Source organism: Corynebacterium pseudokroppenstedtii, assembly GCF_019754945.1.
GTDB classification, from domain to species: domain Bacteria; phylum Actinomycetota; class Actinomycetes; order Mycobacteriales; family Mycobacteriaceae; genus Corynebacterium; species Corynebacterium pseudokroppenstedtii.
The window spans coordinates 1-26007 of record NZ_JAEUWU010000003.1 but is presented as its reverse complement, the minus strand read 5'-3'; the positions used below and the strand labels follow the sequence as shown (position 1 = coordinate 26007).

At 58.6% G+C, this 26007-nt stretch carries 21 protein-coding genes and 1 pseudogene; 13 read left to right on the top strand and 9 right to left on the bottom strand.

Annotated elements, in window-relative coordinates:
• Positions 1-58: 58 nt before the first annotated feature.
• Positions 59-919 (bottom strand): enoyl-CoA hydratase, encoded by an 861-nt coding sequence (locus JMN36_RS05330; protein WP_204088126.1) that lies wholly within the window; start codon positions 917-919, stop codon positions 59-61.
• 104 nt (positions 920-1023) lie between these two features.
• Positions 1024-1908, bottom strand: coding sequence for an aldo/keto reductase (locus JMN36_RS05325; protein WP_306421599.1), 885 nt, complete (start codon positions 1906-1908; stop codon positions 1024-1026).
• Between the two features lie 157 nt (positions 1909-2065).
• Here JMN36_RS05325 and JMN36_RS05320 point away from each other — a divergent pair, with 157 nt between their 5' ends.
• Positions 2066-3622, top strand: a complete 1557-nt coding sequence (locus JMN36_RS05320; protein WP_236881608.1) for a carboxyl transferase domain-containing protein — start codon at positions 2066-2068, stop codon at positions 3620-3622.
• A 51-nt stretch (positions 3623-3673) separates the two neighbouring features.
• On the opposite strand, the gene JMN36_RS05315 is transcribed toward JMN36_RS05320, so the two are convergent.
• Together JMN36_RS05315 and JMN36_RS05310 are read right to left on the bottom strand one after the other, a co-directional pair.
• Positions 3674-4033, bottom strand: a complete 360-nt coding sequence (locus JMN36_RS05315; protein WP_012731110.1) for an FKBP-type peptidyl-prolyl cis-trans isomerase — start codon at positions 4031-4033, stop codon at positions 3674-3676.
• Positions 4034-4185: 152 nt separating this feature from the next.
• Positions 4186-5496: a citrate synthase gene (locus tag JMN36_RS05310; RefSeq protein ID WP_012731109.1), complete on the bottom strand. Its 1311-nt coding sequence runs from the start codon at positions 5494-5496 to the stop codon at positions 4186-4188.
• A gap of 467 nt (positions 5497-5963) precedes the next feature.
• Here JMN36_RS05310 and serC point away from each other — a divergent pair, with 467 nt between their 5' ends.
• The 3 genes from serC to JMN36_RS05295 all read left to right on the top strand — a co-directional run bounded on the left by serC (position 5964) and on the right by JMN36_RS05295 (position 10091).
• A complete protein-coding gene (gene serC / locus JMN36_RS05305) occupies positions 5964-7118 on the top strand; it encodes a phosphoserine transaminase (RefSeq protein ID WP_204088124.1) in 1155 nt (384 codons plus the stop codon).
• Between the two features lie 278 nt (positions 7119-7396).
• Positions 7397-8923 carry a septation protein SepH gene (sepH, locus tag JMN36_RS05300; protein ID WP_204088123.1) on the top strand — a complete coding sequence of 509 codons (1527 nt, stop codon included), beginning with the start codon at positions 7397-7399 and terminating at the stop codon, positions 8921-8923.
• A 73-nt stretch (positions 8924-8996) separates the two neighbouring features.
• The gene (locus JMN36_RS05295; RefSeq protein ID WP_236881607.1) at positions 8997-10091 is read left to right on the top strand and encodes a DUF6928 family protein; all 1095 of its coding nucleotides are present in this window, start codon (positions 8997-8999) and stop codon (positions 10089-10091) included.
• A gap of 47 nt (positions 10092-10138) precedes the next feature.
• Here the strand turns inward: JMN36_RS05295 and JMN36_RS05290 are convergent, their stop codons facing one another.
• Together JMN36_RS05290 and JMN36_RS05285 are read right to left on the bottom strand one after the other, a co-directional pair.
• Positions 10139-11032, bottom strand: a complete 894-nt coding sequence (locus JMN36_RS05290) for a TrmH family RNA methyltransferase (RefSeq protein ID WP_204088122.1) — start codon at positions 11030-11032, stop codon at positions 10139-10141.
• A gap of 45 nt (positions 11033-11077) precedes the next feature.
• The gene (locus tag JMN36_RS05285) at positions 11078-12571 is read right to left on the bottom strand and encodes an NCS2 family permease (protein ID WP_204088121.1); all 1494 of its coding nucleotides are present in this window, start codon (positions 12569-12571) and stop codon (positions 11078-11080) included.
• A gap of 102 nt (positions 12572-12673) precedes the next feature.
• On the opposite strand from JMN36_RS05285, the gene JMN36_RS05280 reads away from it, so the two are divergent.
• Genes JMN36_RS05280 through JMN36_RS05265 form a run of 4 tightly spaced genes read left to right on the top strand, consistent with a single transcriptional unit; the run spans position 12674 to position 15984 of the window.
• Positions 12674-12952 (top strand): DUF2530 domain-containing protein, encoded by a 279-nt coding sequence (locus JMN36_RS05280; RefSeq protein WP_204088120.1) that lies wholly within the window; start codon positions 12674-12676, stop codon positions 12950-12952.
• Positions 12928-13827 carry a glutaminyl-peptide cyclotransferase gene (locus JMN36_RS05275; RefSeq protein WP_204088119.1) on the top strand — a complete coding sequence of 300 codons (900 nt, stop codon included), beginning with the start codon at positions 12928-12930 and terminating at the stop codon, positions 13825-13827. The genes JMN36_RS05280 and JMN36_RS05275 overlap by 25 nt, the downstream gene beginning before the upstream one ends.
• Before the next feature lie 42 nt (positions 13828-13869).
• Positions 13870-15363 carry an MFS transporter gene (locus tag JMN36_RS05270; RefSeq protein ID WP_236881606.1) on the top strand — a complete coding sequence of 498 codons (1494 nt, stop codon included), beginning with the start codon at positions 13870-13872 and terminating at the stop codon, positions 15361-15363.
• Positions 15364-15384: 21 nt separating this feature from the next.
• Positions 15385-15984, top strand: coding sequence for a DUF2771 family protein (locus tag JMN36_RS05265; protein WP_204088117.1), 600 nt, complete (start codon positions 15385-15387; stop codon positions 15982-15984).
• 83 nt (positions 15985-16067) lie between these two features.
• Here JMN36_RS05265 and JMN36_RS05260 read toward each other — a convergent pair whose 3' ends face one another.
• Positions 16068-16460, bottom strand: coding sequence for a cold-shock protein (locus tag JMN36_RS05260; RefSeq protein WP_204088116.1), 393 nt, complete (start codon positions 16458-16460; stop codon positions 16068-16070).
• Between the two features lie 455 nt (positions 16461-16915).
• On the opposite strand from JMN36_RS05260, the gene JMN36_RS05255 reads away from it, so the two are divergent.
• A complete protein-coding gene (locus JMN36_RS05255) occupies positions 16916-17698 on the top strand; it encodes a resuscitation-promoting factor Rpf1 domain-containing protein (protein WP_204088115.1) in 783 nt (260 codons plus the stop codon).
• Between the two features lie 189 nt (positions 17699-17887).
• On the opposite strand, the gene JMN36_RS05250 is transcribed toward JMN36_RS05255, so the two are convergent.
• On the bottom strand, positions 17888-18088 hold the full coding sequence (locus JMN36_RS05250) for a hypothetical protein (RefSeq protein WP_041628746.1): 201 nt from the start codon (positions 18086-18088) through the stop codon (positions 17888-17890).
• A gap of 74 nt (positions 18089-18162) precedes the next feature.
• Between JMN36_RS05250 and JMN36_RS05245 the strand changes: the two genes are divergently transcribed.
• From JMN36_RS05245 to JMN36_RS05235, 3 genes are all read left to right on the top strand, one after another.
• Positions 18163-20886 (top strand): helicase-associated domain-containing protein, encoded by a 2724-nt coding sequence (locus JMN36_RS05245; RefSeq protein ID WP_204088114.1) that lies wholly within the window; start codon positions 18163-18165, stop codon positions 20884-20886.
• A gap of 82 nt (positions 20887-20968) precedes the next feature.
• Positions 20969-22645 carry a DNA repair helicase XPB gene (locus tag JMN36_RS05240; protein ID WP_221923986.1) on the top strand — a complete coding sequence of 559 codons (1677 nt, stop codon included), beginning with the start codon at positions 20969-20971 and terminating at the stop codon, positions 22643-22645.
• Between the two features lie 4 nt (positions 22646-22649).
• On the top strand, positions 22650-23291 hold the full coding sequence (locus JMN36_RS05235; protein WP_204088112.1) for a DUF3239 domain-containing protein: 642 nt from the start codon (positions 22650-22652) through the stop codon (positions 23289-23291).
• A gap of 51 nt (positions 23292-23342) precedes the next feature.
• Here the strand turns inward: JMN36_RS05235 and JMN36_RS05230 are convergent, their stop codons facing one another.
• Complete coding sequence (locus tag JMN36_RS05230) at positions 23343-24500, bottom strand: hypothetical protein (protein WP_221923985.1); 1158 nt, start codon at positions 24498-24500, stop codon at positions 23343-23345.
• 133 nt (positions 24501-24633) lie between these two features.
• On the opposite strand from JMN36_RS05230, the pseudogene JMN36_RS05225 reads away from it, so the two are divergent.
• A pseudogene (locus JMN36_RS05225) lies at positions 24634-25853 on the top strand (aminotransferase class I/II-fold pyridoxal phosphate-dependent enzyme).
• The last annotated feature ends 154 nt before the right edge of the window (positions 25854-26007 follow it).

The window sequence follows — 26007 nt, the reverse complement described above, 5'->3', positions numbered from 1 at the left end:
CTCCCGACGCTCGACTAACGAGGCCGGGTCGGCGACGCCCGGCTTACCGTGTCGATGCTTATTTGCCCTTGAACACCGGAGACCGCTCCTCAGACCGCGCAGCTCTTGCCTCGGCGGCATCCTCGGAATCCCAACACTCTGTGCGCAAGTGCTCATGAACAGCGGTGAGGTCAGTGCCGTCATCTCCAATCGCTTCGGTGGGACTGCCCTCGAACGCCCCCGTCGGAACTACCTGATTAAAGACGGCTTTGAGATACCTAAAGGTCAACGGGGCATTTGTGGCTTGATCGACGGCTACTTGCCAGGCGTGGTCGTGGTTTCCTCGTGACGACGCCAACCCTGCTGTTACCGCAGCGTCGGGCCCGAGTCGTTCGGCGGTGTAGAGGAATGACCGCGCCCGGGCACCACCGAGCAATTCGACGGCGCGATGAATCGTCCACGGATCGACGGCAATACCGAGGCGGACGACTGGAACGCTGAACCAGCCACTCTCCCCCACGACGCGAAGGTCACATGCCATGGCCAACTGGGTGCCAGCGCCGACTGCCGGACCGTGGACGTCGGCAATGACGGGGAGAGGCGAATGAGTAATAGAGGTCAGCATTGCATCAAGATTGTGATGGAAAGCGGAGGTGTACACGCCACCAGCGAGGTCTGCTCCAGCGCAAAAAGCCTTCCCCTCCCCGCGGAGAAGGATGGCGCGAACGGACTCCGTATTTTCCGCCTCGTGAACATAGGACGTGATCTGGCCGCAGACGTCCGCGTTCAGCGAGTTTCTCTTGTGGTCGCGGCGGATTGTAATGACTGCCACCTGTGGCTGCGACACGTCGTCGGTTGGAGCGTCGTTATCCGTGGGCAGGATGTCTAGAGTGACCTCGCCGTCGGGTGATGCGGATGTGACATTGTTCTCATTCGTCATAAATACAGGCTATGCGCCGGGCAAGCCCCCCGCGGCGTTTTCGCCAACGCGCCCGTGCCACGCTCGCATGCCACGCCCGCATGTCACACGGGCTGCGCGAAGGATCATTCAAAGTTAGCGGTGCTGGGATCAGCACCAATGCGCCCGTCTTCACGGTCCAACGCAGTGATCTGCTCAACTTCGTCCGTCGTCAAGGAAAAGTCCAGAATATCGAAGTTGGATTCCACATGTTCTTTGGACTTGGAGCGGGTTAAGACAGGGAGCCCCATATCAAGGTGCCAGCGAAGAACGATTTGTGCTGGTGTCTTTCCATACTTAGCAGCCAAATCTTTAATAACTGGCTCATCAAAGTACTTACCCTGGGCCAACGGAGACCACGATTCCGTTAAAATGGAGTGCTGGTCATCAAAGGAACGCATCGCTGCCTGCGAGAACCCGGGGTGGAGTTCGATCTGGTTAATAGTCGGCGTCTTGTTACTTTCCGCAACAAGTTCATCCATTGCTTCTGGATAAAAATTGCACACCGCCAGGGAACGAATACGGCCTTGGTTCTGTAGCTCAATCATCGCCCTAAAAGATTCTTTATATTGATTCTTTTCAGGGTACGGCCAGTGAATGAAATAGATGTCGACGTAATCGAGTCCCAACTTTTCCATGCTGGTGTTGAATGCCTCAAAGGTGGATTCATATCCCTGGTCGGAATTCCACAGTTTGGTTGAGACCGTGAGTTCCTCGCGGGTGACATCGCCATTCTCGATAGCATCGCGAATAGCTTTGCCCGTTGATTCCTCATTCTTGTAAATCATTGCGGTATCGATGCGCCGGAATCCGGCCGCAATTGCAGTGCGCACCGAGGAATATGCCTCCTCTTGAGACAATTCCCATGTTCCAAATCCCAAGCGCGGGATCACGGTCCCGTCGCTCAGCGTGGCCGTCGGGCCCGCATCGTTTCGTCGTGTCGTATCTGCTTTCGAAGTGTTGTTAGCCATACGAGCCATTGAACACGCTATGGCTCAGTCCTGCAGAACCCCAGCTCACGGGGCTAAGCACGCACTCCATCACCCACCACATATCCCCCACACCCGGCCTGCACACCATTTCACTAAAGCCTCCTCGCGGACGACATGTGAGAGTTACGCTAGAAAAATGGTGTCACATTCCGGTTCGTCCACTCCGACTTCTTCCCCCTCCTCTCCGTCCGCTCCTCAACCCGAGCGCCTGTCCGCCCATGACCTCATCAATGACATTCTCGATACTGATTCATGGGATAGCTGGGACACTAAGCCTGATTATGGAGATATTTCCGATGATTACGCAGCGTCATTAGCTCGTGCGCGGGAAAAGTCGGGGGTTGATGAAGCTGTGATCACCGGGGCCGGAACGATTGATGGCCACCGCGTTGCTGTGGTTGCATCGGAGTTCTCTTTTCTCGGTGGGTCCATCGGGGCTGCGACATCACGACGAATTATCGACGCCATCCACCGCGCCACGGCAGAAAGTTTGCCCCTTCTCATTTCGCCCGCGTCTGGCGGCACGCGAATGCAAGAGGGAACGCCGGCCTTTGCGCTGATGATTTCGATCACCGCCGCAATTCATCGGCATAAAGATCAGCACCTGCCCTACCTGGTGTATCTCCGCCACCCAACGACGGGCGGGGCTATGGCGTCCTGGGGTTCCGCGGGCCACCTCACCTTCGCTCAGCCCGGCGCCACGCTGGGGTTCCTGGGCCCCCGCGTCGTCGAACTCACGACGGGTAAGCCTCTCTCACCTGGGGTTCAGACCGGCGAGTATCTCTCCCGCCACGGGGTCATCGATGGAGTTATCGATCCCGCGGGCCTTCGTCGGCAATTTACGAAACTTTTCGACGTTCTTATCCGCCCGGATCATGCGACCGAACCGGCCGAACCGACGCCGCCGTCTGGTGAGGTGAGGTCAGCGTGGGACGCCATTACGCGAACCCGGAATCCACAGCGGACCGGCGCTGCTGACCTCGTGAATGCTCTGTCTGACCACTGGATTCAGCTCTCTGGCACAGGGGACGGGCGAATGTCTGAGGCTGTGATCGTGGGGTTAACCAGGATCAACGATCAATCCCTCGTGTTTGTCGGAATGGATCGGACCGCGCAAGAACCATTGGGCGAGTGGCCGTTGAGCACAGAGGCCATGCGCTTCGCCCGGCGCGGCATCACATTGGCCCACGAGCTGGGAATTCCGCTGGTCAGCGTCATCGATACGCCTGGTGGTGAGCTGTCCGACCGGGCGGAGCGGACTGGGATGGCTGGTTCCATTGCGCGTACGCTGGCTGAAATTCTCGATATCGACGTGCCGACGGTGTCGGTCATTATCGGCCAGGGGTGTGGCGGTGCCGCGCTATCGATGATTCCTGCCGATCAGGTTCTGGCGTGTGAAGATGCGTGGTTGGCTCCTCTTCCCCCGGAGGGAGCCAGCGCGATTATTTATCGGGACGTCGATCATGCACCGGCGATGATGGAAAACCAGTCCGTTGCGGCCGATAAGCTTCACGAACGCGGAATTGTCGATCGCCTGATCCCCGCATTGGACAGCACCGATGCCGAGGCCGACAGCAAGGTGGTCATTGACTCGATTGCTCACGCGTTGTGGGAGATTAAGCTGAATTCCACTTGGCGACGTGGACGTGAGCAGCGCCTGGCGCATTATGAACGGCTCGCCACCATCGTGTGAGAGCCGTCTGCGTCGAAGAACCACGGTCGCGTAGGCGCCGCGTAGTCCCTCTTACTTCACGTCCACGAGATCGATAACGAATACGAGGGTACGGCCGCCCAGCGGGTGGCCGGTGCCGGCAGGCCCATACGCCATGTCCGGCGGAATCGTGAGCTTACGGCGTCCCCCGACGCGCATGCCTGGAATGCCTTCCTGCCAGCCGGCAATCAGGCCGGTGAGCGGGAACGTGATGGTTTGTCCGCGATCCCATGAGGAATCGAACTCTTCACCGGTTTCGAAGTCCACACCGACGTAATGGACCTCAACGTTGGACCCCGCTTGTGCTTCAGGGCCGTCCCCTACCGTGATGTCTTCAATGAGGAGATCCTGCGGGGCCGGCCCCGATTGGACCTCGATAGTTGGCTTACTCATGAGATTTTCTCCTTTTGTTACAGACTCGCTGGTATAGGGGAACTGACGAAGCAATGAGCCAAGCTCGGCTCACCAGAGTAGCTGGTAATGACGAACTTGGCTCATGGCGGGGTGCCTAGTGGCACCGGAACATCATGTGTGGCGCTCGTTATTTAGCGTTCTTTACGCGGGATGACGTGGCGCTCATCGTATCCCGTGTACACCTGACGCGGGCGGTTGATGCGGGACGACTTGTCGTTCACGAGCTCGAGGTGCTGAGCAATCCAACCCGGCAGGCGGCCCATCCCGAACAGAACGGTGAAGAAGTTGGTCGGGAAGCCCATGGCCCGGTAAATGAGGCCAGTGTAGAAGTCGACGTTCGGGTACAGCTTGCGGTCGATGAAGTAGTCGTCCTTGAGGGCGATTTCTTCCAGGTTCACGGCGATTTCGAGGAGATCGTCGTTAACGCCAAGGTGGTTGAGCACGCGGTCTGCGGTCTTCTTCACAATTGCAGCGCGCGGATCGTAGCTCTTGTAGACGCGGTGGCCGAAGCCCATCAGCTTCACGCCGTCTTCCTTGTTCTTCACCTTGTTCATGAACTCGGTCGCGTCACCACCGTTGTCCTTGATTTCCTGGAGCATTTCCAGAACTGCCTGGTTAGCGCCACCGTGAAGCGGGCCGGACAGGGCATTGAAGCCGGCGGCGATAGACACGAACATGTTGGCCTGCGCGGAGGACACCATGCGAACCGTCGACGTGGAGCAGTTCTGCTCGTGGTCCGCGTGGAGAATAAGGAGCTGATCCAGAGCCTTCGTCAGGACGGGGTCAACTTCATAGTCCTCCGTCGGGTAGCCGAACATCATGCGCATGAAGTTCTGGCGAGCGTTCAGGCCGTTATCCGGGTACATGAACGGCTGGCCTCGACGTGCACGATGGGAATAAGCAGCCAGCACGGGAACCTTCGCCATCAGGCGATAGGTGTTGAGTTTCTGCATATTTGGGTCGAGCGGGTCGAGCGAATCCTGGTAGTAGGTGGACAACACGTTCAACGCAGAAGCGATAACGGCCATGGGGTGTGATGACCGCGGGAAAATGGAGAAGTGATCTTTGAAATCTTCATCAACCAACGTGTGCCGGCGAATATTGCGGTTAAATTCGTCAAGCTGTTCTTGGTTGGGAAGCTCACCGTTAATCAATAAGTAAGAGACTTCATTGAAGGTTGCTTTTTCAGCCAATTCTTCGATGGGATATCCGCGATAGCGAAGAATCCCATTTGCACCATCAATATAGGTGATATTGGACAGCGTGGAACCTGTATTTACATACCCCGGATCGAGGGTAACGTAGCCAGTTTCCTGGAGCAGCTTTCCTAGGGCAATGCCGTCGTTCCCATCGGTTGCTTTAACGATCGGCATTTCATAGCTGCCTCCCGGGTAGGTAAGTACAGCCTTGTCCTTGGCCTCTGCAGCATTGTTGTCAGCCATGTTTTCCCTTTCTCCGAAAGCAGTGGTTATGCCGTATGGAGCTGATGCTCGCTTAAGTTTTCCCTGCACTCATACACTTTCGAGGGCGGTCTTCTCTTTGCTGGTCGATGTTCACCGATTCACGGCATCCATCATGTGGACGACAAGACAAATACTGAAGACCTGCCCTCTTCACGATCTAGTGTAGAACCTCACTCACGTGGGGGCGACAGCAGACATACCCGAGTAATGGTATGCCGCACAGTTTAACAAAGGTTGTGACGTGCACGACAGTTACCAATCAATGGCCAGAAATCCACCCTCTTTCAGGGTTACTTGCCACGCGAACCGAGGCCAATGTACGCATTTTAACCAGTTTTGTGGTTTTTATTCGCTTATTCACGGCCGCGTCACTATGATCCCCACCAACGCCCTCTCCCTGGAGATAGGGGAAATACGCACAGTCCCTAGTGATAGACGAGTCCTACATGACACCCACCGCATCATCAACTCCCTCCGACGCACCCCGCCTCCCTGAGGAACTCCTCCCCCACGACGGTCGCTTTGGTTGCGGCCCCTCCAAAATTCGCCCCGAGCAAATAAAGGCCATTGACCAGGGCGCGACCACCATTATGGGAACGTCGCACCGCAAGCCTGGGGTCAAAAACATCGTCGCCTCTATTCAAGAAGGCCTGACGTCACTCTTTCAGCTTCCCGACGGTTACGAGATCGTGGCCTCATTGGGCGGGGCGACCGCGTTTTGGGACGCTGCGACCTTCGGCCTCATTGAGCGCCGTTCCGCACATCTGAAATACGGGGAGTTTTCCGGCAAATTCGCGGCCGCATCCGAGCGTGCCCCCTGGCTGGACGCTCCGATTATCCGCGAAAGCGATCCAGGCACAGCCCCTTCGCCGTCGGAACTTAACAATGTCGACGCGGACGTTGTTGCGTGGGCACACAACGAAACGTCAACTGGGGCGATGGTTCCCGTCGAGCGGCCATCGGGTGACGCGCTCGTTCTTATCGACGCGACCTCGGGCGCTGGCGGCTTACCCGTCGATATTCGGAATGCGGATGCTTATTACTTTTCGCCACAGAAATGCTTCGCGTCCGATGGTGGCCTGTGGTTCGCCGCGATGAGTCCAGCAGCGCTGGAAAAGATTGAGCGGATTTCGCAATCGGATCGTTTTATTCCCGCGTTCCTGGATTTGCAGACCGCTGTGAATAATTCGCGGAAGAACCAAACATATAACACGCCCGCAGTAGCGACGCTGCTCATGATAGATCAGCAAGTGGAGTGGATGAATAACAACGGTGGGCTCGACGGGATGGTCCAGCGCACGTCTGCCTCATCGCGCGTCATTTACGACTGGGCTGAAAAGCGCTCCGAGACGCAACCGTTCGTCGCTGATCCGCTGGGGCGGTCCCTCGTCGTCACGACTGTTGATTTCGACGACGCCATCGACGCGGCGCGAATCGCGGCCATCTTGCGTGCCAACGGTGTGCTGGATACGGAGCCTTACCGCAAGCTTGGAAGAAACCAGCTGCGTATTGGCACATTTCCGGCTATCGATACCGCGGATGTAGAGAAATTAGTATCTGCCATTGATTACATTCTGGACAATGAACTAGCCAAGAAGTGAGCGTAGTAGCAGTTACTCCGGGGCGTAGCGAGCCAGATATGTGCGCACTATCCAGCGCGTATATCACCGCTATTTGCTTAATCCAGCTAAGGTAAAGGGGTATCTGAGAAAAGTCGGGGCATGTATGGCTTGCCATTCACGGCCATTCATTGCCATTCGTTCTCTGAAGCCTTCACATAAGCGTAAAACGGTGAACGAGAATAAAAGGCAGTGAACGACGGTGACGCCGGCATAAGGAATGAAACTTCCACCCCGGCTTCTGTAACCAGGAGGTAGTAATGCAGACAGTTTCCCTCGTCCCCGAGGAATGCACCGACGACTACCTGGTTTTTGCTGCCTCGGAACCACTCAGTCCCGACGCTTCCTCCGCGACGGATTCAGCTGAGGTTTCCTCGACGGATACTGTGGCGGATTCCTCGCAGGAGGACACCACCGCTCCGGCGCACTTCAGGCTGCCACTCACTGCGGACACGAGATCTGCCCTCCGCCAGGTGCTGGGCACCGACGCCTCCAACGCCTCCGGTTCCACCGACTCGGCTGATTCCATCAGCACCGATACCTCGGCAGAGTCCGCACCACAATCCGACGACTCCGATTCGTCACCCGCGGACAACGGTTCCGTCGTCGACAATGACAAAGATGCCGATGGCGACACCACAGCGGACACAGCAGGATCTGACACTGTTACAACAGAACACATCGAATCACTGACGGCTCCGGCGACACCGACCGTCGTCCTTACCCCGCGAGAAATCCAGGCGCGCATCCGCGGCGGTGAATCCATCGAAGACCTCGCCCGCTCCTCCGGGATGTCGCAAGGCAAAATCGAGCCCTTCGCGCACCCCATCCTCGCCGAGCGCGAGCGCATGACCACCGTCGCCCGCCAATCGCACCCCGTTCGGCAAGACGGCCCGTCCACACTGACTCTCGACGACGTCCTCGCCACCGCATTCACGGCGCGCGGAATGGACCTCTCGGAAGCCACGTGGGACGCGTACCGCAACGACGCCCGACTGTGGATCATCACTCTGACCTGGACATCTGGCATGTCCGACGTCACCGCGGAATGGAGTTACCACTCCGACGGGCTCTCCGCCACGACCGTGGCACGCAATGAAGCCGCCACGGAACTTGTCGACCCCGACTTCGGCCGCCCATCGCCCGGCCGCCCCCGGTCTCGCACCAGGGGCCAGGGAGGATCCTCGCGTTTCTCGTCGGCAATGGGTTCCGACGATCGCAGTCAGGAATCAGGGCAGATCCACGGCCTGCACACCGACGGCGACCCCGACTTCGATTACGACGAAACCGCCGAGGACCTCGACGACGCTACCTCCGCTACCCCTTCGTCGCCCGAGGACGAAGCACCCCGCGGCGAAGAACAGCCCGGCGCGGACGCAGACGTGCAGCCCCACCACCCCTCTCGAGCAGGTGGGGGTCGTGGTCGGCGGACGCAACGTCGTCGCACAGGACGCATGGAAATCGTCGGACTCGATGACCACCGGTCACGGCGGGCGAACAAATCCTCGGCCACAGGATCGTCGGCCGGTGACGATCCCCAACACCACGATGGTGGAACCAGCAGAAACGATGGCCACAACGACTCGGGCCAGGATCAGACATCCGATGGGCACGCTGAATCCTCCGACAATGAAGACGCATTCTTACAACACCCGGACAATGAACCCCGGCCTCGTCGTCGTCGGAAAGCTGTGACTCCTCACTGGGAGGATGTGTTGTTGGGAGTGCGAACGAACCGGTCGGATCCGCCGCGCAACCGGGGCAACCACACCCGCGACCACGACTAAGCTGGACACTGTCCACACAGAAACTGCCCACCCCTGTGTGAGACGGCATATCTGTGAGTAACGGAGGGACGACATGGCTCACGCGTCGGATTCATCTGGATCACGTTCCAGTGACGGCTTCACTCCCCACGGGTCCGTGCCTATCGTGAAATACCCGTTTCCCTCGGCCACGGTCACCATTTGGTGCGTCAGCACTGCTCACCCGCGGGATGTGTTCGCCAATGATCCCGCCCCCGATCGCGGTTTTGGCCGAAAGCTGCTTGCCCAGCTCAACCCGCAATGGCCCGTCACCCACATGGGAGACTTCCCGCTTAACCGGTCAACATCGGCCGGTCATGGTGAAATCTATATCGGCGGGTTCGACGGTGTGGCCATTATCCAGTACGTGCCGGCATCGTTCCCTGGCTACGAGTTTGATGTGTCGCACTTGTCCGCGTTGCCCATGAAATTGATTGAGTCGATCCCGGCCTCCGATATCTATGCTTTCGCCGCCGACGATCACAGCCAGCTGGGCGGGTTCGCGCACTGGCACGAGGGCAAACTGGAGCGGTCGTTCTGTTCTAATCGGGTCTCGATTTTCGAGGACACCGGGCTGCCGGAGCCTTTCGAAACGCCATTTTGGGCGGGGGAACGCTCGCATGGCGCTCACCGGGGGATCGAGCTGCCCTTCCTCCCCGCAGAGTTGGCCATGGAGGCACTGCATTCCTGGCTGGGCCTGTCCCTGACGTCAACCTCCATGGACGTTCCCGTCGCGGCTTTCGCCATCGACGGTCGCCCCGCGTCCCGCCTGCCCCTTGATCGTGCTTCGGGGTCTTCTTCCCGACGGGGACACTCTGCTTTCCGACGACACGCTAACGCGGCCGACGGCACAGCGTCCCCTGACAATGCGCACGCACGATCGGCGGATGACGAGAAATGGATTGGTGACGACCTCCCGGCCGATCACGATTCTGATTATGACGACTACGCCCACGTCCCGCCGTTTTCCGTACGTGAATGGGCCGACATTGACCGCTCTGATGTCTCCGCGTTCATGAAACGCGGTGCTGCTCGGGCTGGTCGCGCGGCTCTCCGGGGAGGGCGAGCGTTAGCATCACTTCCTCACGCTGTGGGTGATCGCGTTCGTGCACGGGCGCGGAAGACTGGGCGTCGGGAACCGCGCGACTAAGTCCGTCGTCGCTGGTGTGGCTACCGCCACGGTCCCGCCGGATGTGGCTACCGCCCCACTATCGATGTCCGGGCACGCTCATAAAACCCCATCGCCGCTGCCGTCGCCACATTCAACGAGTCCGTCCCCGGTGCCATCGGGATGCGAGCCCTCACATCGCTAGCCCGCATAGCGTGTTCGGTTAGCCCCGGACCTTCGGCCCCCACCATTAACGCCGCCCGCTGCGCGCCATCCAGGGCCTCAGGCAACATGACCGCATCGTCAGACGGCGTCAATGCCACACATCGGTACCCGCGCTGTTGCAGTTCCGACAATCCACGCTGCCACGTCGAACGGTTGCCATCGAAATAAGCGAACGGAACACGCAGCACATGCCCCATTGATACGCGCACAACACGCCGGTACAGCGGATCCGCGCAACCGGCACCAAAGAACACGGCATCCACACCCAGCCCCGCAGCATTGCGGAACAAGGCGCCGATATTCTCATGGTCGCCCACGCCTTCCAGCACGGCGATCGTTCCGCTCACAGGTGGCTGGTCCGGGTGGTCCCGTCGAGCATCCAGCTCATCAAGAACATCACTGATCGACGGCACGTCCACGCGGTTCGCCGACGCCAACAAACCGCGGTGCATGTCAAAGCCGACGACCTCGGCCATGACCTCGCGGGATACGCACCACACGGGGATGGCGGCCTTCGCGATAGTCGCCGCGAGGGTAGCGTCGGCAAGAAGAGAATGAAGCTTTGCTTCGGTCCCCATAATGGCCCGCACGGGGAAACGCGAGCGGATCAAGCGGGGAATGACCAGAAGGCCCTCCGCGATCACTAGCCCCTTCCCACCAGGCATATCGGGGCGCTTATCTGAGTGGTTGAGGTTTCGGAAATCGTCGAGCCTCGGATCTGATGGGGCGTCGATATAGACGACATCACACTCGTTCATTGCTACCTCCGCTGAGTCACAGCCACTCATTGACGCGTTATTCATCTAACTCACAGCGTCCCGAATGGGGTCGATGCCGAAGTACACGACGAACAGGATCGCCACAATCCACATCAGCGGGTGTACTTTCCTTGCCCGCCCGGCTGCGGTTTCCATCACGGCGTAAGTAATAAAACCTATCCCAATACCGTTAGCAATGGAATACGTAAAGGGCATAACCACGATCGTTAAAAACGCCGGCAGGGCCGTCGTGAATTGTGAAAAATCAATCTCGCGAATTTGCCCCACCATCAACGCGCCCACGATAACCAGCACCGGAGCAGCCGCCTCCGTGGGAACAACCTCGTACAGCGGGGTCAGGAACATAGCAACGAGGAATAAAACACCAGTCACGACATTCGCCATGCCTGTGCGAGCACCGTCGGCAATACCTGCAGCAGAATCCACGAATACCGTGTTCGACGACGAGGACACCGCACCGCCGACAATCGCGCCGGTTCCCTCCACCACCAGCGCCTGCTTCATGTCCGGCAAGACACCGGTCTCATCGACCAAACCGGCTTGCTTGCCTAAACCAGTCATCGTCCCCATGGCATCAAAGAAGTTGGCCAGCACAAGGGTGAACACCAAAAGGGTGGCCGTTAGCACGCCCACTTCAGTAAACGCGCCAACGAGGTCCACCTTGCCCACCAACGACAGGTCCGGGGCACCCGCCCACGAATCGGGAATACCGGGGACCGCCAAGTTCCAGCCCTTCGGGTTGGGCTGACCATTCTTCACCGACGCACCAGAGTGAGTGAGTGCCTCGACGATCATCGCGATAATCGTGTTCGCCACGATGCCGATGAAGAGCCCGCCGCGGACGTTGCGGGCCACCAGCACACCGCAAATCAACAAGCCCACCAGGAAAACGGCCGTCGGCCATGAAGCGATGGACCCGCCGATGCCGAGTTCAACAGGAACGGTGGTGTGGGCGGAATCGGGAATACGACGGACGAAACCACCGTCGACAAACCCGATGATGGCAATAAAAAGACCGATGCCGACAGTCATTGCTGTCTTCATCGGTGCAGGGATGGCGTTGAAAACCGCGACACGGAACCCGGTGACGGCCAGTATCACGATGATGATGCCGTCGATAACAATAAGCCCCATTGCTTGTGGCCATGTGAGTCCTTCGGACGACACCAGGGTGACCGCCACCAGCGTGTTAATTCCCAGGCCCGTCGCGATGCCGAAGGGGTACCGGGCGATCAGGCCGAATACGATGGTCATCACACCGGCGGCGAGGGCGGTGACGGCCGCGACTCGGGGAATACCCAGCTCCGTCCCGGTGTGATCGGGGACGCTCCCCAGGATGAGCGGGTTCAGAAGCACGATGTACGCCATCGCGAAAAAGGTCACAACACCGGCACGAACTTCCGTGCTCAAGGTGGATCCTCGGTCAGAAATGTGGAAATAGTTGTCCAGCGCGGATCGTCTTTTCTTCTTTGACGACGGTGCCGTCGCCGTGTCCGTGGAGGAAGCATTGTTGGACATCGGAACTCCTGCACATAAGTGAAGCCGCACCCAGGAGGGCTTGGTACGGGTGAGATTTGGGACGGGTGGGGAGGAAAACCCCACAAGGGTAAGTTGGCACGTGTGAGCCCTAAATTCCAATTCCACTCCAAACCGCTGCAGGACGTCACCCTTCCCCGCCTGCCCCGTGCCCTCGAAGATCCGCGGCCCGCTCTCATCGTGGGAATCATCGTATGGGTGCTGGGTGCGGTGTGTTTTGGGCTCACTCGTGGGTGGACTGACCAGTTGGTGTGGACAAGCATTATCGGTGCCGTCACGGGTGTTTTAGGTTACGGGGTTTATATGTGGCAGCGGGAGGCTGTCCGCCGTGGAGCACAATGGGTTCAAGACGGTTTAGATTAACCTTCATCACGGTGCTCGTCGGCATCATCCTCATTGCGGTGTGCGGACTGATCATTGTCGCGTCATGGTCGGAACGCTCCCACACGTCAACGGCTTCTGGCAACGGGCCTGGCCCGAGTTCCGACGGGGCCTCGGACGCACCATACAGGTCATCGTTGGCCACTCGTGGGGCGGTTCCAACCCGGTCGATCACAGTTCTTGACACGCTCCCCTGGCCCCAAGATGCGTTTACTGAAGGATTAGACCGCCTTCCACAGGGGCAGAGCCTGGTCAGCACTGGCCGTTACGGCAGTTCAGAGGTTTATTTTCTTGACGACGATGGCCACCGCGCCCATGTTCAGCACCTACTCCGCAAGTATTTCGGCGAAGGAATCGCGGCAACGCCGACCTCGGTGTGGCAATTAACGTGGAAATCGGGCCACGCTATCCGACGCGACCGCCAGTCCTTGGTGGAAACAGACTCTGCCCACTACGAGGGCGAGGGGTGGGGACTCTGTTACGACGGACATAACCTCGTCATGAGCGATGGGAGCAGTCGGCTGACCCGGCGCGACCCCGACACGTTCCAAGAGCACTCCTCGCTATCGGTGACACTGGACGGTCGCCCCGTCGGCAATATCAATGAATTAGATTGCGCCCACGACCGAATCGTGGCCAATGTCTGGCACAGCGATGAGCTCATCGTCATCGACCCCGCGAGTGGCCGTGTGACCAGCGTGATCGACGCGTCAGAATTGACCCCGGCGCGGGAAGCTACAGGTGAGAATGTGTTGAATGGCGTGGCCAGCGATCCGGAGGATCCTGCCGTTCTCTATCTGACTGGCAAATTGTGGCCGTACATGTATCGGGTTCGTGTCGACGGCCTGGGTAGCTAGCGTGAATGCATGCTCACCCGGCGATGGTGCAAGAATGGGTTCGTGAACAACCATGGAGAGCCGCCCACCACTGGCGAGCTACACGAATCACCGGCCGATGACACAACGCCACGGCCGTCTCGTGTTCGCCGTGTGTTGTCAGCCCCTGGCCGCCTAGTCGGCAGCTGGATCGAGGCCGACGGTGCGAAAGCGTCGGGACTGTCGTCGCTGACGTACACGACCATCTGCAATTCAGGTGTCGATGCAGCGCTCGCGGTTGCTCTGGCAGGCACACTGTTTTTCTCCGCGACGACGGGTGAATCGCGCGAAGGCGTCGCTCTGTATTTGCTTGTGACTATCGCCCCCTTCGCGGTCATTGCTCCGCTGATTGGCCCTGCGTTAGACCGCGTGTATACCGGGCGTCGTTTTGCGTTATCGCTGACGTTCGCTGCGCGCATCGTATTGACGGTGTGGCTGCTCACGAATTTCCACTCGTGGGTCCTCTACCCCGCTGCGCTGGGCATGATGGTGATGAGTAAATCGTTCGGTGTGCTGAAGTCGTCGGTCACTCCACGGCTCATGCCGCCGGATATTGATCTGGTTCGCACGAATGCGCGGCTCACGATCTTGGGGCACATTGTGGGTTCGGGTGGAGTCGGAGCCATCGCTGCTGGTGTGTCGTTCCTGTTCACGCCTCGCGAAGCGTTGTGGGTCATTATTGTCATTGCACTGATGGGGTTGTATTCCTGCGTTCTCATTCCGCGGAAAGCAGAGTCATCTCCCGACGAATGGGCTACCACGTCCCCGCTGTCCGTGCCGGAATCACCTCTCACCGAGGACTCTTCTCTTGACGACGGTCCGACGGCCGACGCGACTACTGCCACCGAGGCTGCCCCAACACAACAATTGCCGCCGCAGACTTCCCCACGTCGGCGAGCCGTCCGCCAGCGCGTCACTCGTGCAGCCCAGCAGCTTCACATCGTTCCTTTCCCTCACGATGCAAAGACGTGTTTGTGGTCCGTCATGACCAGCCGGTCGGGCACCGGATTCCTCACGATTTTCGTCGCTTTTGCAGCTAAATCGACCCACGGCCTGAGCGCGTGGGAGCAGCTAGCAATGCTGGCCGTCGCGGGCGCTGCAGGAAGCGTCGGCACGTTCTCGGGGAATTTGCTGGGAGCGCGGATCCCTCTCGGTGCCCCGCGAGTGACTGTGCTCACGATTGCAGGTATCGCGTGGGCGGGAGTGATCTGCGCAGCCGTCTGGCCTGGGCTGATCTGGACCGCAGTCGCGACCTTCGCGTTGTCGCTCTCTAGTTCACTGTGCAAAGTAAGCCTTGACGCCACCATCCAGGAAGGCCTCCCCGAAGAAGCGCGATCCAGCGCATTTGGCCGCAGCGAAACGTTCGGGCAACTCGCGTGGGTGTTCGGCGGCACGATGGGAATTGTCCTTCCGCCGCAACTTGGCACAGGGTTCATCGCGCTATCCATCATCATCGGCGTCGGCTACTTGCGTACCCTTTTCCTCGCTGTCAAGGTCCCGCATTTACGACGTCAATAGGGCCTCGCTATTGTGGACGCCATGACCGATCCGGGTTCGTCCTCCAGCTCAGAACCATCACCCCAGGCCCCGCGTCGTCGCGGCCGTCGAAAGACAAAGGCAGAGCGACGTCGGGAACGACGCACCATGATCATTGTGGGATCTGTGATGGCTGTCATCGTGCTCGTCGCGATTGTCGGCGGAATTGCGTTCACCTATTGGGAGCAACGACGCAACTCGGTGGACCCCACCACGGTCACGTTGTCGATCACTGATTCCAAGGGGAAGAGCGTCACGGCGGATCCATATCAGGCGTGTGCCCTGGGTTCGACGGACTGCGCGGAAAAGTCGATGACAAAGATTTCTCTTCCCAAGGATGGGAAGGCCACTATCGACGTCCCCTCGACGGTGTCCGATACTCAATGGTCGTTGCTGACGATCTATGAGGACAACGCGAAGAATGACGAATCCGTGTACAAGGCGAAAGACAAAAAGTCGGTCACCATCGACGGAAGTAAAGATGGTTCCCGACTGAAAGTCGCTGAGGTTCATGCCGTTCTTTTGGGCGATAAATCTCACGGTTCTGATTCGTCTGATGACGAGGATGCCTACACCATGGTGTGGGCTATTTCCCCGGAGTAGCGCCTGGATAAGTGACCGCTTGGAGAAATAGCACGGCGCACGACCCGCGCTATGGCTGCGCTACGCCCCAGGCATCGAACTTATTAAGCATCAAGTTCCCGGGCCACGGCGCGGAGGACCTCGGCCACCTGACGGCTTTCTTTCCGCCCTGGGTAGCGGCCCGTTTGGAGGCTCGGCTGAACATGTCCTTCTAACAGCGTCATCAAGTCCTGAATCATGCTTTGCAGCTGATCTGGCTTGTACTTATGGGAAGGGCGACGCCGAGGCCGACCGGTCTCCTGAATATCCGTAATCCTGAGCACCTGCGGACCTTTCCGGCCTGCAGCGAACTCATACTCTATTTTCTGCCCTTGGTGTAGTTCTTCCACACCGTCGGGCAATACTTGGGTGCCGACGAAGACGTCGTCATCGCCCGGGTTGGTGACGAACCCAAATCCCTTATCGGGATCAAACCATTTGACTCTTCCGATTGGCATGAGGGTTTTCCTTTCTCTGTATTTCATAAGCTGGGTATGTCTACATCTGACTCTGCAACCCTGTGTCGGGTTAACCGTGTATCGAGCGGTGAGCTTGCGACTATCCCAGAGTGATGGGCGAAACTCGTTATTCTAAACGATCCACAACTTTTAGCCCATCCCGATGTTTCGTATGTAGGTTTTACGTTTTTACTCGTTAATAAACGCGCAGTACTACCTGCCGCACGCACAAATAATAGTGTTCTTAATCACATTTTAACGGCACTTTTCGTCAATAATTCGGTCAAAATATAGCTTTACGCTGCACTGTTACCCATGTTACTCGCTCGGGACCGACCCCAAGTCGCTACCGGAATGTGACCTTTTCGTAACCTTCATGTAGCGTGGCCGTCCAGTACGTCAAGAAGCGGTCCGCCAAGGACGCCGATTATCGCACAGAGAGGTTATACCCCTTTATGGGACAGCACTCCAAGAACACCAACCGTATTTCTACCGGCGCCAAGGTTGCCCTGTCAGGCTTGGCCATCACGGCTAGCGGCATTGCTGTCGCTCCGTCAGCGTCGGCAGCGCCAGATTCCGATTGGGATCGTTTAGCTCAGTGCGAATCTGGTGGCAACTGGGGCATCAACACTGGCAACGGCTTCCAGGGTGGCCTGCAGTTCGCACCGTCCACCTGGTCTGCATACGGCGGAACCGAATACGCTGCTACCGCTAACCAGGCAACCCGTGAACAGCAGATCACGGTCGGCGAGCGCGTACTCGCTGAGCAGGGCTGGAACGCTTGGCCGGCTTGCTCCGCGCAGCTCGGGTTGAGCAGTGCCCCTTCTCAGCGCGATAACGCCTACGCTAATGGTGCTCAGGCTGCCGTTCAACCCGCAGCCGCTCCTGTTGAGGAGGCTGCACCTGCCCAGAACGCTGCACCCGCAGCTCAGGCTCCTGCCGACGTAGCCGAAGAGGCTCCGACTCCGCAGAAGGCCGTGACGGACTTGGCCGCGACGCAGAGCATCGCTAGCTTGGACCAGATCTTCGACACCATCCAGGCTGCCTTCAACAAAGCTGGCATTCCGATGCCCGCCGTGATCACGGATTACTACCACGCTCATCACGACGAGCTCGTTGGTGCTTACAATCAAGCCATTGGCGCAGCTGTGAACGGTTACGCCGAGGCCACCGCCCAGGCTACGAAGATTTACGACGCCGTGGAGAAGAACTTCCACTCGTCACGCAGCGCTGCATAAATAACGCGTTTTATAACGAGCACCCCTCGGGATACACCATCATTGATGGGCATCTCCCGAGGGGTTCGTTCTATGTGGCCAGGCTATGGGAGCCCGGCATTAGGCACGCTGGACCTTAAGACACGTTGGCAAGCAACCAGTGCGCAGTTGAGGCACGCTCGAGCACTCGACCGCGCAGCTAGGCAGCAATTAGCGCTTAAAAGGCCTGTTCACAGGGGTGTACGGGTGAACGTAATTAAGCTCGCTGGAATCGACAGGGAACTTCGTGTCCTCACCGTAGGGGCTCGTCGCGCCCGGCACGTGGGAGACCACCTCTGTCACGGGGTGCTCGCCCTCCTCTAAATGCTGAGGCCAACCTGGATCAACATATTGTTCTTTATCTTTCGCCATGGCTCCATCTTTTCAGATCAGTACGTATTAGTCACCCTACTAAGAACGATTGCCCCCGGTTAGAATGGGGGTTTATGTCTTCTCCCGGTTCCGTTCCCGATCGCTTATCTGAGTGGCTCTCACAGATTAGCGACGATCAACTCTCGCTGATTCTTCGCGAGCGCCTGGAGAATCTCTTCCCGATGCCCGCCGGCAGTAGCCAACTAGCTGCGCGGCTGACCAGCCCTTTTACGGTCACGCAAACTGTGGAAGCACTCGATATGCTGTCGTCGGCCTGCCTCGAGGCCATGGCCAATCTGACGGATCACGGCCGGAACAGCGGCCCACTCACTGTGTCGGATCTCTACGACCGCCTCACGAAGTCATTGGCCCAGGTCGGTGTCGATGAATCATCCATGCCGACGAAACATCATGTTCTCTCCGCCTTGGAATACTTGTCAGAGCATGGGCTTGTCTGGGGCCTCCCCTTCCCCGATACCGCGGATCACGCCACAGTGAACTCCCAGTTCCGGGTGGTACCCGACGCGGTACGGTCGCTGACCTCGCAAATTGCGTTCATCGAACCCCCCTTGCCGACAGGTGAGGACTGGACAGCTTTACTGGACACGGTAACTCCCCAAGAACGTCGTGTGCTACAGCGTCTCCACGACGCAGGTGGCCGAGGAGTCCATTCCCCCGCAAAAAACTCGGATCCTTCTGCCCCCGTTCCTCACCTCATTTCACTAGGTTTGCTGGAGGTGTACGACACCGTTCAATCGGCTGGGCGTCCCTCGTCGGCACACAAAGGCCGCACACCAAGCGGCACTCAGCGTTCCGACGCGAGCGGATCCGCACCGCATCCACCTGCCGACGTCTATGTCCGGCTTCCCCTCCGCGTCCATAACTACCTCGCAGGACGACACGACAATTTCGTGCCGACGTCCCTCCGCCCGCCGGAAGGCTTTCATTTCCCGCCGTCGCCCATTCCGATGAAGGAGACGCCCGATGACATTATCGGAACCGTCTCCCCGGCACGCGCGCAGTTATCGTCGGCAGCCGCTGCAGAAGTGTCCCTGACCTTGTTCCATATGCGGGAGCTCTTGCGGTTCGCCGCACGCACACCGTTTAAGGCGCTGCGCAATTCGGAAATCGGCGTCCGCGAACTGCGGCGAGCGGAAAAAGAATTGTCGGATATCGGGCTTACCCGCATGAGGCTCATTACCCTCCTTGAGCTGGCCCGTGACCTCGGCTTTCTCGACTGGGGCGATCCGGAAGCTCTCTACGATGAGGCGGATTACGGGTGGTGGGGCCCGACGCGTCTGGCCGAAGAGTGGATCCACGCCGATGCCGGCACGCAGTGGGCGCTGCTGGCGATGGGATGGTTTGGGTCTCTGGCACAGACGTGGGTCGTCGGCAAGGATGAAGACGGCAAGAATATCAATGTCTTCGACGAGGAGACGGTGTCGCCGGGTGCTCTCGTTTTGCGTCGGCACCTCTTGTCCGCGGCGCGTGGTTTTGATCCTTCCGCAACCGGGAAAACGGAGGATGTGTACTCGGCGTACGGGTACATGTATCCGCAGCATGTGGTGTACATGGATCCGCAGGCTGTCCCAAGTATGGTTGCGAATGCGGAGGCGTTCGGGCTTATCTCCGGGAGGGCAACCACTGGGGTTACGGACATTCTCCTCCCCCTGTTCCGCGACATTCCCCCAAATCGCGAGACACATTCCACGCCGATGGCCGATTACGTGCTACGCCTGTCGCGCACCTACGCTTCTCAGCCGACGTCCCAGCCAACGTCGGTGGGGAGCGATTCGGTGGAGAGCAAAGAGGACATCGGTAGCTCTCAGTCAAACACAACAGGTTCGTCGACGGCAGATTTGTCGCTCTACGACGCGTATGTCGTCGCTTTGATCCGGCACTGCCAGGCCTCGTTTCCTGCACCGTCGTCGACACTGATTGCTCAAGGCGATATGACCGTTCTTGCTCCTAGTCCTCTTGATGACACGACAACGAGCATGATGGATCGTATTGCCGACGTGGAAAGCCCCGGGCTGGCAACGCTGTACAGAGTGTCGGAGGACAGTCTCCGCCGCGGGATGGCGTCGGGCCTCACGCCTGAGGATATTTCGTCGTTTCTGTCGCTTCGGGTGCTCAATGGTGTTCCCCAGGGGCTCACTTTCCTCATTAACGACGTGGGCCGCTTCTATGGATCGGTGCGCGGTGGCGAGGCCTCGTGTTATTTGCGCATTGATGACCCGCAGGTCGTCGAGGATGTTCTGGCTTCTCCTGCAGCGTCGTCGGCAGGTTTACGAAAAATCGTGCCGACGGTGTTGGTGGGCTCTGTACCGCTGGCGACGGCGTTGAGGGATGTGGCTGCCGAAGGGTTCCAGGTTGTCCAGGAAGACGCTGGTGGCATGGCGGTACAGTCGGATTCGGTTGCCCGGTTTGATAGCCGCTTTGATCTCTCACCAGCGGATGAGTCCGAGACGCTGACTCGGTATTCGGTGAACGTGACGCCCACTCCTGAGGGCGGCATTGCTGGTGCGATTGCCGCGGTTCGTCGGGAGGATGCCGATGACGTTGAGGGCCGAGTTCTCACTCACCCGCAGGATTGGGTTCCGCAGCTTTCTCATTATGCGCGGTCGGGAATGCAGGTCATTGTGACGTACGTTGAGAAGAATGGCGCAACCAAGCGATACCGCATGGAGCCGTTGACCGTGACATCGGGCTATTTCGATGGATTCGACGTTCATTCGTCGGAAGTTCGACGTATTGCGTTCCACCATGTCACAAGCATTACGCTCATGGACCGCTGAGCACAGGCATGGAGCGCTAATCGCAGTGATGGGCCGGTGAACGCGGCTCATGGACCGCTGAGCACGAAAGGAAAGGGTTTGTATGGCGCAGGGCACTAACGCCTTCGATGGGCCTCTTATTGTTCAATCAGATAAGACAGTTCTGCTTGAAATTGATCATCCGAAGGCCGAGGAGGCCCGTGCTGCTTTGGCCCCGTTTGCTGAGCTTGAGCGAGCACCTGAGCACATCCACACGTACCGGATTACGCCGCTGGCGTTGTGGAATGCGCGCGCTGCCGGGCACGATGCTGAACAGGTTGTCGACGTGCTGGAGAATTATTCTCGCTTCCCTGTTCCGCAGCCGCTGTTGGTGGACATTGCCGACACGATGGGCCGCTATGGCCGCCTGACGTTGCACAAAGATCCGATTCACGGGTTGGTTCTGCACGCGACGGATAAGGCCGTGCTGGCGGAGGTGATTCGCCATAAGAAGATCAAGCCCATGTTGGGGTCTGCCATTGCGGATGACGCATGGACTGTCCACCCCTCCGAGCGCGGGCGCTTGAAGCAGGAGCTGTTGAAGGTCGGGTGGCCTGCCGATGACCAGGCGGGCTATGTCGATGGTGAGGCTCACGCTATTTCCTTGTCGACGGAGAACGTGAACTGGCAGCTTCGTGATTATCAAAAACTCGCGGCGGATTCGTTTTGGGATGGTGGCTCCGGCGTCGTCGTTTTGCCATGTGGAGCAGGTAAAACGATGGTCGGCGCAGCTGCCATGGCGAAGTCCAAGACAACAACGCTGATCCTGGTGACGAATACGGTGTCGGGGCGTCAGTGGCGGGACGAGTTGATCCGGCGCACCACCCTCACTGAAGACGAGATCGGCGAGTACTCCGGCGAAAAGAAGGAAATTCGCCCGGTGACGATCGCCACGTACCAGGTTGTCACCCGAAAGACCCGCGGCGAGTATCGGGCGCTGGAGCTCTTTGATTCGCGCGATTGGGGCCTCATTATTTATGACGAGGTGCACCTGTTGCCTGCCCCAGTGTTTCGCTTGACCTCTGATCTGCAGTCTCGTCGTCGTTTGGGTTTGACGGCGACGCTGGTGCGTGAGGATGGCCATGAGGGCGATGTGTTCAGCTTGATTGGGCCCAAGCGCTATGACGCACCGTGGAAGGATATCGAGGCTCAGGGCTGGATTGCGCCGGCGGAATGCGTTGAGGTGCGGTCCATGATGACCGAGTCCGAGCGCATGGTGTACGCCACCGCGGAAAAGTCGGACAAGTACCGGTTGTCAGCGTGCTCGGGAACAAAGATCCGCGTGGTGCGGAAGATCATGGCCCAGCACCCCAACGAACCGACGTTGATCATTGGCGCGTACATCGATCAGTTGGAGGAGCTGAGCGAGAAGCTCGACGCTCCCCTCATCGACGGCAAGACGCGGAATAAGAAGCGCGAGGAGCTTTTCGAACAGTTCCGCTCCGGAGAGATTTCGACGCTCGTCGTCAGTAAAGTAGCGAACTTCTCTATTGATTTACCTGAAGCGTCGTTGGCTATTCAGGTGTCCGGGACGTTCGGTTCGCGGCAGGAAGAAGCGCAGCGTCTGGGCCGGCTGATGCGCCCCAAGCGAGACGGCGGGAGTGCGCATTTCTACACAGTGGTGTCGCGCGATACGATCGACGCCGAGTATGCGGCCCATCGTCAGCGTTTCTTGGCTGAGCAGGGGTATGCGTACCGGATTGTGAACTCGGCGGATTTACCGGACCTTGAGGATGACTAACACCATGAGCACTTTTCAGTTCACCGTGGACGAGGCTTTTAACCGCCAACATAATGAGTTTGTGCGAGATTCCCGCCGGCTCCAGGTGAGTGCCGGCGTCCTCGGCGGGATCCTCGTTGTTGCAGCTGTCCTCATTTTTATCTTTGCGGGCCACGACGGCGCCTTCGTGTTGTTCGCTATAGTTCTGGGGCTTTTCGGGCTGTTTAGCCTGGTGATGGTCCAGGTCATTCCCCGCATGGTGGGTTCGGGACAGTCGTTGTATGACCGATATGAGCTGGCGCCGGCGATGGTTGCTCGCGTGAATCCTCACGACGTTGAGATCATGGCGTTGGTGAATACGTCAGTGAATGCGGATGATGAGCCACGGTGGGCGCTGTCTGCGCGAACGGTGGCACGAGTTCCGGGTACGGTTCGTGAGGTCGGCGAACGTATTCCGTCGGTAGCTGTCACGGCGACGCGGTCGGTCCAGCATAAGGATCGGTGGGATGAGATTAATCCCATGCCGATTGGGTGGGCGACGAAGAACCAGAACGTTGTGCGCGATGCCGAGGCTGCTATTGCACCCCAACAGTGGAAAATGCTGGCCGACAATCTTGATCGCATTGACGACGTGATGGGCGCGAAACGGAACCTCCTGCCGCTTTAGCTGACGGCGTGGGCGACAACCCCTTGGTGCCAAACCTCAGTGAAACGATCCTTAGCGAACAGACCCGTTCTGGAGGAAGTTGGCGGCTTCCTGGGCGCACTCTCTTTGTACCGCCGGAGTAGCCAACACGTGGTAGCCAAGGTGCTCGGTCACTGTTGTGCTTGCTCCTAGCTCTTCAAGGTTATGAGCAATCGCTTCTGGATCGACGGCGATGGTGTCACACGTGGCTTTCTGAACAAGAATTTGGGTCTGGCTGAAATCGTGGTTCCGCCATGTTTCGTTCTCTGGGTTGGTCTGGAATAGCCGAGGATGCTGCAGAACAATGCGCTCGCTGTTCCACTTGGCTGCGAGCTCCAGCCCAGCCGATGTACCGCTACCGAAGGCCACTATGTCGTAGCCTCGGGCCTCGTCGTGCGTAGAGGTGGTGCTGTCTGATTCGTGTGTATCGCTCGGGATATTGCTGAGCACCTCCTCTGCCGCGTCGACTGCCGTAAGCGCATCACGGATGATTCCTTCTGTTCCCTCGGCGTGATCGCTGTACACAGCGTTCCCTTGCGCATCGTCAGAAAGACGCCGTCGTATGAGGGGAAGCTGATAGTCGACGTCGACAATTGTTGTGCCGGAGAGCTCTGCTACGGCGGCGATGGTTGGCCGCCAGAAAATCTCGAGTTCCTGTCCTGATCCGTGCCACCCCGGGCCACCATGTAGCGATACTGCTATCCGCCCTGTGGGGGTGGAGGGGACGAAGACTGCGGTGTTGCCATCGACGGTGTGTATGTCCGGACCGTTCGACGTGAATGCCACGCCCGGGATGGAGTGGTCGAGGCCCACCCCGAGAACAAGCTGCGAGGTATGCGTCACGATGTCGTTGAGCCGCCCCACTGCCTGCTCGGCGTCCTCTTGCAACTGGCGTTGCTCCCCGGGTGCTTGCTGCTCGTGCTCGGTGGAGAAATCCCCCGGGGAAGAAATAATGTCCCACACCTCTTTGTAGTGGACCGAGATAAAGCTCGCGATCTGGTCAAGCTGTTGTTCCGGAGTGAGGATCGGGTTCCCCGCAAGCACATCATCCTGCCGACCCACCGAGGTGTTACCCGCAGAAGAACCGGCCGAGCCAGAGGTACCGGCAGAGGTGCCGGCCGATGCGGAAGACGGTGTAGTGGTTGGGGACGCAGAAGACGATGAAGATCCAGAGGTGGGTTTGTTGGCCATGCGGCTATTTTATATACCCGGCTAGTTCATACGGCCGTTGTGTTTACAGAGCCGGCGTGTTTCCCGGAGCCGCCGGCCACTCATGACCAGCCCTGTCTGCGGTGTCATCCGCGATGGTGTTTACAATGGCTCCATGACTGAACAGAGCGGTTCACTTTTATCTTCACCGATCGTGTCGCGCCTCCGTGACATCCCTGAGACGATCTTTTCGCGCATCACCCGGTTAGCAGTAGAGAACAATGCTATTAACTTGGGCCAGGGTTTTCCGGACAGCGACGGCCCACGAAGGATGCTGGAGATCGCCTCTGAGCAGATTTTGTCGGGCAATAACCAGTACGCCCCAGGTCGAGGCGTGCCGGAGCTGCGCAAAGCAATATCCGCCAATCGCGAGCAGAGCTACGGTCAAGTATTTGATCCGGATACCGAGGTTGCCGTGACCGTCGGTGCTACGGAAGGTATAGCAGCGTCCATTTTGGCGTTAGTCGAGCCCGGCTCTGAAGTGGTCCTTATCGAACCGTATTACGACGCTTATGCAGCTGCGGTGAGGTTGGCGGGCGGCCACCATGTAGCGGTCCCGCTGCTCCCAACGACTGACGAGCAGGGGCCCCGCGCTGGGCATTAGATGTTGAGGCACTGCGCCGCACTGTCTCGGATAACACGAGGATGATTGTTGTCAACACTCCTCACAATCCGACAGGGCACGTATTTACGACCAACGAAATACTGGCAATCAGCGAAGTTGCCGAAGCTCACGACTGCCTTGTGCTTTCCGACGAAGTCTATGAGCACCTGGTGTTTAGTGGAGCGCGCCACGTACCTGTAGCGTCCGTGGGAAGTTTGCGCGAGCGAACTGTGACGGTCTCCTCGACGGCGAAGTCCTTTAATGCGACGGGCTGGAAGACCGGCTGGGTCATGGGACCTGCCCCGCTCGTTGATGCGGCGATCACAGCGAAGCAATATATGTCGTTTGTGGGGGCCACTCCTTTTCAACCGGCCGTCGCGTACGCGTTACGCGAGGAAGCTGATTGGGTCGAAGGACTCAGCCAGCGGTTGGAAAGCAACTATAAAAAGATGGCGAAGGTGTGTGGGGACATCGGCATGACCGTGTACCCCAGTGACGGGTCATATTTCGTGGTTACCGACATCTCAACGTGCGAGGCGACGAAGAACATGACCGCAGATGACTTCTGTCTTGCTCTTCCGAAGGATGCTGGCGTTGCAGCTATTCCAGTCACCGCGTTTGTTGACGATGAAGAACAGTATCGGACCCTGGTTCGGTGGGCTTTTTGTAAAAAGGCGAACGTCATTGACGATGCCGTTGACAAGTTGACCGCGTGGGCAGAAGCAAAATAGTGCCGACGCGAACGAAAACGTAGTGGACGCTGGCGTGGGGATTGTTTAGCCCGAGTATCGGGCTCCCCCGCGTCGAGCAAATCCGGATTGACTACTAGATACAGGTGTGCCCGCCCGACCCTCGGGTGTGCCTATACAAAAAATGTGTGTGGTG

Bases quoted from the DNA above. Each gene is read 5' to 3' on its own strand.
- JMN36_RS05330 (WP_204088126.1), bottom strand. From the start codon at position 919: ATGACGAATGAGAACAATGTCACATCCGCATCACCCGACGGCGAGGTC.
- JMN36_RS05325 (WP_306421599.1), bottom strand. From the start codon at position 1,908: ATGGCTAACAACACTTCGAAAGCAGATACGACACGACGAAACGATGCG.
- JMN36_RS05320 (WP_236881608.1), top strand. From the start codon at position 2,066: ATGGTGTCACATTCCGGTTCGTCCACTCCGACTTCTTCCCCCTCCTCT.
- JMN36_RS05315 (WP_012731110.1), bottom strand. From the start codon at position 4,033: ATGAGTAAGCCAACTATCGAGGTCCAATCGGGGCCGGCCCCGCAGGAT.
- JMN36_RS05310 (WP_012731109.1), bottom strand. From the start codon at position 5,496: ATGGCTGACAACAATGCTGCAGAGGCCAAGGACAAGGCTGTACTTACC.
- serC (WP_204088124.1), top strand. From the start codon at position 5,964: ATGACACCCACCGCATCATCAACTCCCTCCGACGCACCCCGCCTCCCT.
- sepH (WP_204088123.1), top strand. From the start codon at position 7,397: ATGCAGACAGTTTCCCTCGTCCCCGAGGAATGCACCGACGACTACCTG.
- JMN36_RS05295 (WP_236881607.1), top strand. From the start codon at position 8,997: ATGGCTCACGCGTCGGATTCATCTGGATCACGTTCCAGTGACGGCTTC.
- JMN36_RS05290 (WP_204088122.1), bottom strand. From the start codon at position 11,032: ATGAACGAGTGTGATGTCGTCTATATCGACGCCCCATCAGATCCGAGG.
- JMN36_RS05285 (WP_204088121.1), bottom strand. From the start codon at position 12,571: ATGTCCAACAATGCTTCCTCCACGGACACGGCGACGGCACCGTCGTCA.
- JMN36_RS05275 (WP_204088119.1), top strand. From the start codon at position 12,928: ATGGGTTCAAGACGGTTTAGATTAACCTTCATCACGGTGCTCGTCGGC.
- JMN36_RS05265 (WP_204088117.1), top strand. From the start codon at position 15,385: ATGACCGATCCGGGTTCGTCCTCCAGCTCAGAACCATCACCCCAGGCC.
- JMN36_RS05260 (WP_204088116.1), bottom strand. From the start codon at position 16,460: ATGCCAATCGGAAGAGTCAAATGGTTTGATCCCGATAAGGGATTTGGG.
- JMN36_RS05255 (WP_204088115.1), top strand. From the start codon at position 16,916: ATGGGACAGCACTCCAAGAACACCAACCGTATTTCTACCGGCGCCAAG.
- JMN36_RS05250 (WP_041628746.1), bottom strand. From the start codon at position 18,088: ATGGCGAAAGATAAAGAACAATATGTTGATCCAGGTTGGCCTCAGCAT.
- JMN36_RS05245 (WP_204088114.1), top strand. From the start codon at position 18,163: ATGTCTTCTCCCGGTTCCGTTCCCGATCGCTTATCTGAGTGGCTCTCA.
- JMN36_RS05240 (WP_221923986.1), top strand. From the start codon at position 20,969: ATGGCGCAGGGCACTAACGCCTTCGATGGGCCTCTTATTGTTCAATCA.
- JMN36_RS05235 (WP_204088112.1), top strand. From the start codon at position 22,650: ATGAGCACTTTTCAGTTCACCGTGGACGAGGCTTTTAACCGCCAACAT.
- JMN36_RS05230 (WP_221923985.1), bottom strand. From the start codon at position 24,500: ATGGCCAACAAACCCACCTCTGGATCTTCATCGTCTTCTGCGTCCCCA.